Raw genomic sequence first — 12,314 nt, forward strand, 5'->3', positions numbered from 1 at the left:
CAACCTGCTCACCGCCTCGGCCGGCGCGGTGGACGTGTTCACCTTCAGCCTGACTGCGGCAGGGGCTTACAGCTTCACGCTGCTCAAGCCGCTGGATCATGCCGCCGGCAATGACGAGAACGACATCACCCTCAACCTCGGCTCCCTGCTGCGGGCCACCGACGCGGATGGCGACACGGTAACGGCCGCCCCCGAGAAACTGGTCATCACCGTTGACGACGACACGCCGACCGCGACCGGTACCGCCGCAAGCGGCACCGTCGACGAGGACGGCCTGACCGGGGGGATCGCCGGTGGCACCGGCGACGTGGCGGGTGCTGCGACCACCGCAAGCGGCAGCGTGACCGGCATCTTCCAGTCCGGTGCCGATGCGCCGTTGAGCTATGCCCTGTCCGCCGACACCAGCGGCTTGCCGGTACTGACTTCGGGCGGCGTGGCGGTGACCTACAGCGTCGTCGGCAACACCCTCACTGCCTCAGCTGGCGCGGTCGATGTGTTCACCTTCAGTCTCACGGCGGCCGGCGCCTACAGCTTCACGCTGCTCAAGGCCCTGGATCATGCCGCCGGCAATGACGAGAACGACATCACCCTCAACCTGGGCTCCCTGCTGCAAGCCACCGACAAGGACGGCGACACAGTGACGGCCGCCCCCGAGAAACTGGTCATCACCGTTGACGACGACACCCCGACCGCAACCGGTGCCGCCGCAAGCGGCACTGTCGACGAGGACGGCCTGACCGGCGGTATCGCCGGTGGCACCGGCGATGTGGCGGGCACGGCGACCACCGCTAGTGGCAGCGTCACCGGCATCTTCCAGTCCGGTGCCGATGCACCCCTTAGCTACTCCCTGTCCAGCAATACCAGCGGCCTGCCGGCGCTGACTTCGGGCGGCGTGGGGCTGACCTACAACGTCGTCGGCAACACGCTCACCGCTTCAGCCGGCGCGATCAGCGTGTTCACCCTCAGCCTCACCGCTGCGGGGGTGTACAACTTCACGCTGCTCAAGGCCCTGGACCATGCGGCGGGTAATGACGAGAACGACATCACCCTCAACCTGGGCTCACTGCTGCAGGCCACCGACAAGGACGGCGACACGGTGACGGCCGCGCCCGAGAAGCTGGTCATCACCGTTGACGACGACACGCCGACGCTCGCATTCGGCAACCTGATCGGGACCGGTACCATCCTTCCCCAATACGGGAACTGGAGCATGGCGGCCGGAGCCGACGGGCTGGGTGCAGCGGGTCTGGATATCTCGTTGGCCAATGGTCAGTTCACCCTTGTCAGGCCAGACAACACGACCACCACCGGGACCGGCACGCTCAACGAGCAATCGCCCTCACCGGATGCCAATGGCGCGTACCACTTCGCAGGTAGCCTGACCGGCGACTTCGACAACAACGCGACAACGGCCAACACCACCATCGACTACACGTTGACTGCCTTCGCCAATGGCACCTACGCCCTGGATCTGGTGCAAGGCTTCAGTTCGACGATCGTCCTCAGCAGTGCCGACGGCTCACTCGATGCGGGTGGCCCCGACCCTGTCCGCACATTGCTGATTCCCAGCCAGAATCCGCCGACCGTTCCTTCGCCCTCCGAGGAGATCGTGTTCTTCGGCGTAAACGCGGGCACGACCGCAGCCCAGGTACTGAGTGCCATCGTGCAGGGAGCGCCCGACCTCACAGAAGCGCAGATAGAAGCTGGCGGCTTCTCGTTCCTTGGCACGGCGGACGTGAACGTCAGCACATCCGGCATCGGCGTCGGCAACAACAACCTGGACGGAAACGGGACGGCCGGCATCAACAGCGGCGACGAGAGTTTCGTCATCAACCCCGAGACCTTGCTGACGGCCGTGAAGGTGTTCATCGACAACACGCTGCAGGGTTACAACCCGGCAACCGAAGAGCTGTATTACAGGATCTTCTTCGAGGACGGCACGAGTTCGGCCCAGACGAAGGTTCTTGCCGCTGACCTGGCCTCCGAGGCCGGAAACCAGAAGTCCTTCCTCGTCCAATGGGATGGCGCGAAGATGATCGACGCTGTTCAGCTCACGATGGGCCTGGGCGTGATCAAGGTGCCGGTGATCCAGTTCATCAAGCAGGTCGAGAACATGGCCAACGATATCCAGTTGGCATTCAACGCAACGCTGACGGACAAGGACGGGGACACGGCGACAAGTTCGTTCGACGCCAATCTGTTTGCGAACGACCCTAACGACCAGCTCTTCGACTACAGGATGGCTGGCACGATTGGTGAGCAGGATGCCTTCAACGTCGAACTGTCGGCCGCCGAGAACCTGTACCAGGTCAACGGCTTCGATGCGGGGCCGAGTCTGCGAGACAAGCTGGTGCTCATTGGCGATGCGGGCGCCGTTGTCCAATCGATCGACAACACCGGTGCAAACAGCATCGTGACAATCGACGAGTCAGGCGCACAAAACACGACCATCACCGTGGTCGGAGTCGACCTCCTGAACACTGACATTGTCTTTGGCAGCGCCTGACACATCGCCTGTGTGAAAAGAAGCGGGGGTGGCATGAGAGCCACCCCCGCATTTTTTGGCAGATCCCCGCGGGAGCCCACCCGCCATCTTCCGAGGACCGCTAAAAGTGAATGGCCTGACTCCCGCAAGGGAGCCAGGCCATTTTCATTGTGGAGGTCGGATCGGAAGGCTCAGTCCATTTCCACCCAGGTGGAATCCGGCGGCTCGCCGCCGCTGGTGAGCCCGTGCTTCAGCGCGTACATCAGCAGGTCGACGCGATTGATGAGGTTCAGCTTGTGATAGATGTTGCTGAGGTGGTTATGCACCGTGTGCTCACTGATGCCCAGGCGCGCGGCGATGCACATGTACTTGGCGGACGGGTCGCCGACGATGGCGCGAATCAGCTCCCTTTCGCGCAACGTCAGCTGCGAGTACCTCGCGCGTTCCGGGTCTGCATTCACGCGAACCTGCCCAGCTGCGGAATAGCTGGATAGTCCGCCGGCCCAGGCCCTGTCCAACCCGATGTCGCGGTGGTGGACCTTGATGATGGCGCGGATGATCGACTCCGTCGGGTCCTCCGCCAGCACAACGCCTCGGGCACCGGCGTCAATCGCCCGGGCAACGGGAACGGCCTCGTACAGCCCCTTGAGCAGCAGTACCTTCATCTCGTCTCCGCGGGTGAGCAGCGAGATGACGTCCAGCGGGTCGAGGGCATCCGGGAAGAAGCTGAAGAAAATGACATTCGGGCGCAGCTGATCGGCACGATCCAGCGCGTGGGCATAGGTACTGGCCTGGCCGCACACTTCCATCCGTGGTTTTCTGGCATTGATCAAGTCGTGGAGGCCCATCAGGACGAGGGGACGACAATCGATCAGCATCACGCGTATCGGTTGAGTGCGGGATTGCATTTACATTTTTCACCCCCTGACAGATGGACTCGTCTGGCGGGGTCGCGCGGACGGATTGCCCTTGTTGTATAGGGGGGAGACGGGGCAGTTTGCCAGCAGCTTCGGACGTCACGTTGAGTTGCCGGGATAAGCGGCCATCGGATCTCCTGACCCGACGAACGGGCGAATTTTCGCCGTGAGTTGGCACGCTGACGCGGCCTCCAGATGGTGCCTCAACTCATCCGTAGGGTGCGCCATGCGCGCCGATTACAGCGCGCCTCCTACCGATGCCCCGCTGGCCAAATGCACGAAGCCCCTGAAGACCGATCGATCTCCAGGGGCTTCGTCTTTCTTGCTGCAGGTCCCGCATCAAACCTCGAGGTCAGTGGACAGCGACAGCTCCTTCCAGGCTGCCACTTCGCCTTCCACCAGACTGTGCTTGTCGGCGATTCGCTGCACCGCGTCGCTGCCCAGGGCGAGGCGCTGCGGTGGGTTGGCGGCGTTCACCAGCGTCAGGATGGCGCCAGCGAACTTGCTCGGGTCACCCGGCTGGGCATGGTTGGCACCCTCGGCGAAGCGGCGCATGGCGCCCACGGTTTCGTCGTAGTCCGCCAGCTCCAGGGCGGTCTTCACCAGGGATTGCTCATCGAGGAAGTCGGTGCGGAAGAAGCCCGGCTCCACCACCGTGACCTTCACACCCAGCGGCGCCAGTTCCTGGTGCAGCGCTTCGCTGATGCCTTCCACGGCGAACTTGGTGGAGCCGTAAACACCCCAGCCGTAGTAGGACTGGTAGCCGCCCAGGGAGGAGATGTTGATGACGTGGCCGGAACGCTGGCGGCGCATGTGCGGCAACACGGCGCGGGTGACGTTGAGCAGGCCGAAGACGTTGGTGGCGTAGATGCGCTCCACTTCCTGCACACTGGTTTCCTCCACCGCACCGAGGATGCCGTAGCCGGCGTTGTTGAGCAGCACGTCGATGCGGCCGAAGCGCTTGATGCCCTCGGCCACCGCCTCATGGGCCTCGCTTTCGCGGGTCACGTCCAGGCGCACGGCCAGCAGGTTGGGATGGTCACCCAGGCGGGCAACGACGTCTTCCGGCTTACGGGCGGTAGCGATTACCGCATCACCGGCCGCCAGGGCCTGTGCTGCGATGAGGGCGCCGAAACCACGGGAAGCTCCAGTAATGAACCAGGTACGCATAGCAACTCTCCTGTGTGGGAGCCCGCACCGCGCGGGCTTTCTGTTCGAGTTGCGTTCACTGTATGGCTGGCGGACTCTTGTGATAATCCCAAGAAAATTGCATGAGCTTGTGATCTTTATTCAGCAATCTTCCAGGACGAAACCGCCCCCGTAGGGTGCGCCATGCGCACCGATTCGGCGTCAGATGAACAATGGTTGCGACCACAAACTCCGCTGGTGCGCGCGGCGCACCCTACCGAAGTATTTCGGAGCGAGGGCCGGCCCCGTAGGGTGCGCCATGCGCACCGATTCGGCGTCAGATGAACGCTGGTCGCGATCACAAACTCCGACGGTGCGCGCGGCGCACCCTACCGACCAGACCAAGCTACAGAGGTCGGCCTTGTGCTCAGCCCTGGATCAGCCCCTCGGCCTTCAGGGCCTCCTGCACGGCCGGGCGGGCCAGCCACTGCTGCCGCAGGCGGGCGATATTGGTCAGGCCGTCGAAAGGAGCGCCCAGGCGGGTCAGCCAGGTGGCGAAGACGCCGAGGTAGATGTCCGCCAGGGTGAAGCGCTCGCCCACCAGCCACTGCCGGCCTTCGAGGTGCCGCTCGATGTGCTCGAACGCTTTCAGCAATTGCACCCGTGCCTGCTCGCGGATACCGGGGTGCGCAGCTTCATCGGCCGAGTAGCGCTCGGGGCGGTTGAGCGGACGGAAGGCGGCGGTATGAACCTCCGCCGACAGGTAGCCCAGCCAGCCCTGGACCTGCGCGCGTTCGACGCTGCCGGTCGGGGCGAACAGCGCGGTGCCCGGCGCCTGGTCGGCAAGGAACGGCAGGATGGCGCTGTTCTCGGTCAGCACGGTGCCTTCATCCAGTTGCAGCGCCGGCACCCGGCCCAGGGGGTTGATCGCGTGAATGGGCGAATCAGGGACACGCAGGGCGACCTTTTCGATCTGGATCGGCAGCGCTAGTTCGCGCACGGCGATATGGGAAGCCAGCGAGCAGGCGCCGGGGGCGATGAACAAGGTAGTCATGGTCGATCTCTCCTCAGAAGGGCCGGCTGCCGGCCAGGCTGATGCGTTTCAGGCGGCGGCGCTGGGTCGCCGGGAAGCCGTTGCGGGCATGAAGGGTAGCCTGGTTGTCCCAGTACACGATGTCGCCCACTTCCCAGCGATGGGTGTAGGCGAAGCGCGGGTCTTTCAGGTGCTCGCGCAAGCGACCGATCAACTCGATGCCCTTCTCCGGCGCATAACCGGGAATCTCCACCTCGGTATGCACGCCGAGGTAAAGCAGCCGCCTGCCGCTTTCCGGATGGGTGCGCACCAGCGGGTGCTCGGTGCCCTGGATGGGGTCGATGTCCGGCGTGCGGTAGGTGATGCCGAGGTTGTAGCCGTCACGCAGCCGCACGAAAGGGTTGTAGTTGATCAGCTTGAGGCCATCGATCTCGCGACGGGTATTTTCATCCAGCGCGTTGTAGGCCAGGGCCAGGTTGGTCCAGGTGGTTTCACCGCCCTCCTCCGGTACTTCCAGCGCGTAGAGCAGCGAGCCTGCCGAGGGCGTCGGCGTCCAGTGATGGTCGCTGTGGGCCGGCAGGGCGATGTTGCTCAGCTCACCGTCTTCGGTATTGGCCACCTTGACGATGTCCGGCGCCTTGCCATCGGTGCCCGAGGACAGCACCAGGTAATCCGGATGGGGCTGGAACACCGAACCGAACCAGGAGGTGAAGCGCAGGTACTGCGCGTCATCCAGTTCCTGGTTCTTGAAGATCAGGATGTGGTGGTCGCGCAGGGCCTGCTTGAGGGCGAGGATCTGCGCCGGGGTCAGATCACGCCGGCCATCCAGGCCGTGGATTTCGGCTCCCAGGGGTGCGGCCAGGGGTTCGATGCGCAGCCCGTCGAGGGGCTGGCGCAGGGCAGTGACTGTGCTGCTCATGAGGTTCTCCCGTATCAGTCCGTTGGTGAATCAGAAGTCGTAGCGCAGGGTCAGGCCGGCGGTGCGCGGCTGGCCCACCGAGGCGGTGTAGGCGCCGTTGCTGAAGGCGAACGCGGTCAGGTAGTAGTCCTTGTCGAAGGCGTTGCGCACCCAGAGCGAGGTGTCCAGCAGGCCGTCGCCGAGGTCGGCGCGGACGCCGGCGGCGAAGTTCGCCAGGCCGTAGCCGTCGATCTTCGAAAGCTCGGAGTTGTCCAGCGTGCCTGCGGCCTCGGAGCGGTAGGAGTAGCTGGCGTTGACGTAGGGGCGCAGGCCGCTGCCGGTCTGCCAGGTGTATTCGCCGTTGACGTTGCCGATCCAGCGCGAGGCGCCCACCACCCGTTCACCAGTGAGGTCGCACTTGGCGGTGGGGGTCACGGTGTTGATCTCGCCGGGGCACGGCGCGTCCTTGAAGCTCAGGTAGGTGACGTCGTTGAACGAACCGTTGAAGTTCAGGGTCAGGCCGCGCAGCGGTCGCCAGGTGGACTCGAACTCGACGCCCCGGGAGCGCACGCTGCCGGCGTTGGCCAGCACCGACACGGGGGTCAGCGATGCCGCCGTGGTGGTCAGGGTCGTCGCCTGGTAGCCGTGGATACCGGTCCAGTAGATATTCGCGTTGAGCAGCAGACGACCATCGTCGAGGGTGCTCTTGAAGCCCAGCTCAGCGTCGTTGGCGCGCTCGGGGCCGACGATCAGCGAGTCGCTTCCCAGCCCCGCCACCGGCGCCACCAGGTTCACCCCGCCGGACTTCTCGCCGTGGGCCAGGCTGGCGTAGCCGAGCAGTCCGTCGCTGATCTTGTAGCTGAGGCTCAGCAGCCCGGACGGCGCTGCGTTGTGCAGGCCGAAGTCACCGGTATCCAGTGCCCCCAGCTGCGCCTGCCGTGCGGCAGCCAGCGGCCCGGTCAGGGGCGCGCCGCCCACCGGGGCGAAGCGGTGCAGGCGCGCCTGCTTCTCTTCGTAGGTGCCGCGCAGGCCGAAGGTGAAGTCCAGGCGGTCGGTGATGTGCCAGTTGCCCTGGCCGAACAGGGCGAAGCTGTCGGTCTCGATCTTGCCGTTGGTCTGGGTGGAGACGTTGTTCAGGAGGTTGCGGTTCACCCCGGTGAGGTACAGGTCGGCGAAGGGGCCGTACTGGGTGCGCGTGTTGTTGCCGAGGTTCTGGTTGAACAGGTAGGCGCCCACCACGTAGTCGAACGCGCCGCCGGTGGGCGAGGCCAGGCGGAATTCCTGGGAGAACTGCCGGTCGTGGACTTCGACCCCGCTGTCGATGATCGCCGAGACGTCGGTGAGGTCGGCATCGTTGTGCGGCACGAAGTGCCAGTAGCGGTAGCCGCTGATGGAGGTGAAGGTGTAGCCGCTGTCCAGGTTCCAGTTGGCCTCGATTGACGAGCCGCCCTGCCAGACATTCACCGACTGCACGGAGTCGATGTTCACCTCACGCTTCTTCACATCGAGCTGCGGGTTGGCGCCGATCAGCGCGGCACGCTGGCGGAAGCGGTCCGACACGCCATACAGGGCCCACACGCCGTTGGTGGAGTCCTCCTGGTTGTAGTCGGTGATCCAGCGCAGGCTGAAGTCTTCGTTCGGCTCGAACAGCAACTGCCCGCGCGCGCCCTCGCGTTCACCGCCGACGAAGGTGCGGCCGTCGTGCTGGTTGTCGATGTAGCCATCCTCACGGGTGCGGTAGAACGACAGGCGCCCGGCGACGGACTCGGTCAGCGCCCCGGACACCGTGCCCTTGCCCTGGAAGTAGCCGCGCTCGCCACCGGACAGTTGCAGGTTTCGCTCCGGGGTGAAGGTGGGCTTGCGGGTGCTGATGTTGATCACGCCCGCCGTGGTGTTCTTGCCGAACAGCGTGCCTTGGGGGCCGCGCAGCAGTTCCAGTTGCTCCACGTCGAGCAGGTCGAACACTGCCATGCCCGGACGGCCGAGGTAGATGTTGTCCAGATAGATGCCGGCGCTGCCTTCCAGGCCATCGCTCGCCGGGTTGTTGCCGATGCCGCGCACCGCAACGCTGGACTGGCGCGCATGGATATAGGCGACGTTGACGCTGGGCAGCACCTGCTGCAGGTCCTGCACCTTGTAGACCTTCTGCGCCTCGAGGCTGTCGCCACTCAGGGTGGTGATGGGCGTCGGCACTTCCTGCACGTCTTCCTCACGACGGCGGGCGGTGACGGTGACTTTCTCCAGCGCCGTGTCCTCCTTGGCGGCGGGCTTGGCGGCAGCGTCCTCGGCATGGGCTGGCGCGGCCAGGCCGCCCAGGGCGAGCAACAGGGTCAGGGCGTATTCGGGGGTAGTCAGGCGTTGCAAGGCCAAGGGCCTGGCGACGCGGGCAAGACGACGGTACGGCATGGACGATGTTCCTGTGCAAAGGCCCGGGCAAGAGGGGGCCGCATCGCGCGTTCGGCGCGACGGTGAATGGGGCTGGCGGTTACGGGAATCCGGCGTGGCGCGCGGTCAGCGACAGCGGCGCTCGGGATGGCGCGGGACGGGCATTGCGGCGGTTCTGCTCATGGGCTCCCCCCTGGGTGCAAGGTCATATCATTATTCCGTTTGAATCTAATTTCATTTTTTAAAAGTCAATTACGGAATAAGAGCCTGCATTTAAAACCAGCCCCAGGACCGGGACAAATGCCTTGTTCCTATATTTTCAATGCCGGGAGTGCATGGGATGGAGGGGGCCGCTGCGCGGCCTTTGGCGAATGAATTCGCCCCCACAGGGCGAGGCACGGAGTCGACCGATGTGTAGGGTGGATGACGCTCTTTTCATCCACGACCACGGTGCGGGGCTGGACGCCAATGGTGGAAATGAAGAGCGATTTCCACCCTACGGGTCAGGGTTCAGCGAGGCACGGAGTCGACCGATGTGTAGGGTGGATGACACTCTTTTCATCCACCACCGCGGTGCAGGGCTGGACGCCAATGGTGGAAATGAAGAGCGATTTCCACCCTACGGGGCCGCTGCGCGGCCCTTGGCGAGCTGGTCCGCGAAGCGAGTTGGCGCCTGCATACAGCGGATCAGGTGCGGAAGACGCCCAAGCCGGACTTCAGGGCCCGTGCGGTATCGCCCAGTTCGGCGGCGGAACGGTTGATGGCGTCCACATCCTGGCGGGTGTGCTCGAAGGCATCGCGCATACCACCCAGACGGCCGGACATGTCGGCCACGGCGTGCTGGATTTCCTCGCTGCTGGCCAGGGCCTGGTCCACGTTTCCGCTCACCTGCCCCATCTGCTGCACCAGGCCGTCGAGGGCTTCCAGCGCTTCGTCGGCGTCACCGGCCAGGGCCCGCGAACGCTCCGCCGTGCTGCCCATGCGCTGGGCGATCTGGCGGATGGCCTGGGTGACCTGGTCGATCACGCCGTGAGCATCGGCCAGCACGCTCTGGGTCTGGCCGGCCAGCTTGCGCACCTCGTCGGCCACCACAGCGAAGCCACGCCCCGCCTCACCGGCCCGGGCTGCCTCGATGGCGGCGTTGAGGGCCAGCAGGTTGGTCTGTTCGGAAATGCCCGCGATCATCTGCAGCACCTTGCCGATCTGCTCGGCCTCGCGGCTCAGGCCGTCCAGGTCGGACGCCAGCTCGACGTTGGCCGAGGTGCTGCCGTGCACATCGCCGATCAGCCGTTGCAGTTCCTGGTGAGCGCGGCTCAGTTCACCGCTGGCACGCTCCAGGTTGTCCCGCACGGCGCCGGCCAGGTTGGACGAATGCCCCGCCGCCTGGCGGATGGACTGGCCATGCTGGTCCACGTCGGCCAACTGCCGGGCCGCCTGCTGGATCTGCCGGGTGATGTCGTCGGCACGGAGCAGGAAGGTGTCGGCCAGTTGCTGGTTGCTGTCGGCCATGCCCGACGCGCCGGACAGGGTCTGGCGCAGGTCCTGCAGCAGGCCGGACAGGCGCGAACCCATCTGCCCCAGTTCGTCGCCGCTGAGCACCGTCAGCGGCCGGGACAGGTCGCGGCTGTCGGCGATGTGGTTGAGCTGGCCGGTGAGCCGGCGGATGGCGTGCACCAGCATCCGCGTGGCCAGCCAGGACAGCAGCAGGCCGATGGCCAGGGTCACGGCGCCGATCAGCAGGAGACTCTTCAGGCTGTCGGTGATGGCCTGGTTCAGGCTGTCGAGGGTGACGTCGACGCCCACCACGAAGGGCTGGCCGCTGGCGGTGTGCAATGGCAGGAAGATGGAACGGAAGGTGCCGTAGCTGTCGGTGTATTCATCGAACTGCGCCTTGCCGCTGCGGGCCGCCGCGATCACCGCCGGACTCGCGTCCGCATAGTGCTCCAGGTGCTTGGCGTAGTTGTCCCCGGCGATGTCCGAGGCGCTGGCACCGTCGGAGAGGTAGAACACCTGGCCGGCGCTATCCACCGTCATGGTGTAGGCGAACTTGAGGTCCACCTCGGCGGCGTACTCGCCCAGGTTGCTCACCTGTGCCAGGTACTCGCCGTCCTTCAGCCCTTCTGCATTGCGGGCACGGTCCAGGTAGTCGCTCCCCAGCAGTCGCGGTACCGCATGGGCGGCGGCACGCAGGCGGTTGTCCATCTGTGCGCGGATGTCGATGGATTTGACGTATTGGGCGTAGCTGATGAAGGTCCCGATGCTGATCAGGTTCACCAGGGTGAAGGCCAGCAGGATCTTCGTCTGCAGACTGACGTTGCGCAGCAGCATGAAGGGGATTCCGTTCGAGGTATGGGTACAGCCGCAGTTCTCGGCGGCTCCCCTCTTGTGTCGGGAATCCCGGAGAGAACTTTAGGGTGGGCGGCCTGCTCCTGGCCGGGAGAAATGGGTGACGTCCATGTCGCTTGATTTCATTCTGCCATCAGACATTTCGACAACGCCACATCTAAAAACGGTTCTCGTTCACCCCCGGTGGGAATGCCGGAAGGCCTCCGCGTCATCCAGGGTGGTGTCGAACAGCGGATCGTCAGGGTCACGCTCCAGCTCCAGGTCGACGCAATCGGGGTCGATCAGCCAGCGCGGGAAGTCGTCCTGGACTTTCTTCTCGTTACCGGACACACCGCTTCTTCGCTCGCTACTCATGCTGCACCTCGTGAAAGGGTCAGGGCTCATGAATATTGGAGCCGCAGCTGTGCCGCTTCGTTCAGCCTTTCTTCCCGCAGTTGCCGGACGGCTATTTGCGCGCGTCCCTGGCGCCGATGCCGATCAGCATCTGCGCCTGGACCTCGCTGATCACCGCGTCGCCATCCACGCAGTGGATCACCGGTGCGTCGAGGGCTTCGTCGGTGTCGACGACCACCTGGTGAATAGGCAGTTCGACCAACTGGCTGTTGAGCAGCAGGCTGCACAGGCCACGGTCCAGGTCGATGCTCACGATCATGACGGCTCCCTCGCATTGACGGATGCATATCCCGGTAGAAGCGCAGGAACGGGCAAAGTTCAGGGGGTATTGATTGCGTGGGGTGGACGGCGCCTTTTCGTCGACCAGATGGAGCCCGGCGGGCCTCGCTGGTGGATGAAAAGAGCGTCATCCACCCTACGTACTTCCAGGCTTCCGCGCTGGCCTGACACAACCCTCACTCCCGCCCCTCTCCCAGAGAGAGAGGGGTGACTCGCGACGGCGAGGGACAAGTCATCCTGAAGCCCATACACCGCCTGAAATTGAGCGAAATAGGTGGGGTGGCGACTACGCCCCGTCAGCAGGCCGAGCGGAATCGTTGCAGAGGGGGACGAGCGGCATGGATGCCGCGAGAGGCGTGTGGGGCCATGGATGGCCCCTCTCGCCGTGCCCCCGGCGCAATGATGGAGCGAGGGAAGTCCGGCGAAGCCGGACCCGGATGCAGGGGCAAG

8 protein-coding genes and 1 pseudogene are annotated in these 12,314 nt (G+C 64.8%); 1 reads left to right on the forward strand and 8 read right to left on the reverse strand.

The genetic code is table 11. The features are described 5' to 3' along the window. A pseudogene (locus E8F06_RS03890) lies at positions 1 to 2,506 on the forward strand (hypothetical protein); the annotation flags it as partial. A 170-nt stretch (positions 2,507 to 2,676) separates the two neighbouring features. Here the strand turns inward: E8F06_RS03890 and E8F06_RS03895 are convergent. The 8 genes from E8F06_RS03895 to E8F06_RS03930 all read right to left on the reverse strand — a co-directional run bounded on the left by E8F06_RS03895 (position 2,677) and on the right by E8F06_RS03930 (position 11,844). Then, entirely contained in the window at positions 2,677 to 3,393 is a 717-nt protein-coding gene (locus tag E8F06_RS03895; protein ID WP_280364417.1) for a response regulator transcription factor, read from the reverse strand. A gap of 348 nt (positions 3,394 to 3,741) precedes the next feature. Next, complete coding sequence (locus E8F06_RS03900; protein ID WP_280364419.1) at positions 3,742 to 4,572, reverse strand: oxidoreductase; 831 nt, start codon at positions 4,570 to 4,572, stop codon at positions 3,742 to 3,744. Positions 4,573 to 4,957: 385 nt separating this feature from the next. Then, entirely contained in the window at positions 4,958 to 5,584 is a 627-nt protein-coding gene (locus tag E8F06_RS03905; RefSeq protein WP_280364420.1) for a glutathione S-transferase C-terminal domain-containing protein, read from the reverse strand. Positions 5,585 to 5,597: 13 nt separating this feature from the next. Continuing rightward, the gene (locus tag E8F06_RS03910; RefSeq protein WP_280364423.1) at positions 5,598 to 6,482 is read right to left on the reverse strand and encodes a TauD/TfdA family dioxygenase; all 885 of its coding nucleotides are present in this window, start codon (positions 6,480 to 6,482) and stop codon (positions 5,598 to 5,600) included. A 30-nt stretch (positions 6,483 to 6,512) separates the two neighbouring features. Next, positions 6,513 to 8,867, reverse strand: coding sequence for a TonB-dependent receptor (locus E8F06_RS03915; RefSeq protein ID WP_280364426.1), 2,355 nt, complete (start codon positions 8,865 to 8,867; stop codon positions 6,513 to 6,515). A 666-nt stretch (positions 8,868 to 9,533) separates the two neighbouring features. Beyond that, on the reverse strand, positions 9,534 to 11,174 hold the full coding sequence (locus E8F06_RS03920; RefSeq protein ID WP_280364428.1) for a methyl-accepting chemotaxis protein: 1,641 nt from the start codon (positions 11,172 to 11,174) through the stop codon (positions 9,534 to 9,536). 192 nt (positions 11,175 to 11,366) lie between these two features. Beyond that, entirely contained in the window at positions 11,367 to 11,546 is a 180-nt protein-coding gene (locus E8F06_RS03925; protein WP_280364431.1) for a hypothetical protein, read from the reverse strand. A gap of 91 nt (positions 11,547 to 11,637) precedes the next feature. Beyond that, complete coding sequence (locus tag E8F06_RS03930; protein ID WP_280364434.1) at positions 11,638 to 11,844, reverse strand: DUF3203 family protein; 207 nt, start codon at positions 11,842 to 11,844, stop codon at positions 11,638 to 11,640. Between the last annotated feature and the right edge of the window lie 470 nt (positions 11,845 to 12,314).

The sequence above is a fragment of the Pseudomonas sp. BN411 genome (assembly GCF_029871235.1).
Lineage (GTDB): Bacteria > Pseudomonadota > Gammaproteobacteria > Pseudomonadales > Pseudomonadaceae > Metapseudomonas.

Coding starts and splice junctions, on each gene's coding strand:
- E8F06_RS03925 (WP_280364431.1), bottom strand. CDS start 11,546: ATGAGTAGCGAGCGAAGAAGCGGTGTGTCCGGTAACGAGAAGAAAGTC.
- E8F06_RS03895 (WP_280364417.1), bottom strand. CDS start 3,393: ATGCAATCCCGCACTCAACCGATACGCGTGATGCTGATCGATTGTCGT.
- E8F06_RS03930 (WP_280364434.1), bottom strand. CDS start 11,844: ATGATCGTGAGCATCGACCTGGACCGTGGCCTGTGCAGCCTGCTGCTC.
- E8F06_RS03905 (WP_280364420.1), bottom strand. CDS start 5,584: ATGACTACCTTGTTCATCGCCCCCGGCGCCTGCTCGCTGGCTTCCCAT.
- E8F06_RS03915 (WP_280364426.1), bottom strand. CDS start 8,867: ATGCCGTACCGTCGTCTTGCCCGCGTCGCCAGGCCCTTGGCCTTGCAA.
- E8F06_RS03920 (WP_280364428.1), bottom strand. CDS start 11,174: ATGCTGCTGCGCAACGTCAGTCTGCAGACGAAGATCCTGCTGGCCTTC.
- E8F06_RS03910 (WP_280364423.1), bottom strand. CDS start 6,482: ATGAGCAGCACAGTCACTGCCCTGCGCCAGCCCCTCGACGGGCTGCGC.
- E8F06_RS03900 (WP_280364419.1), bottom strand. CDS start 4,572: ATGCGTACCTGGTTCATTACTGGAGCTTCCCGTGGTTTCGGCGCCCTC.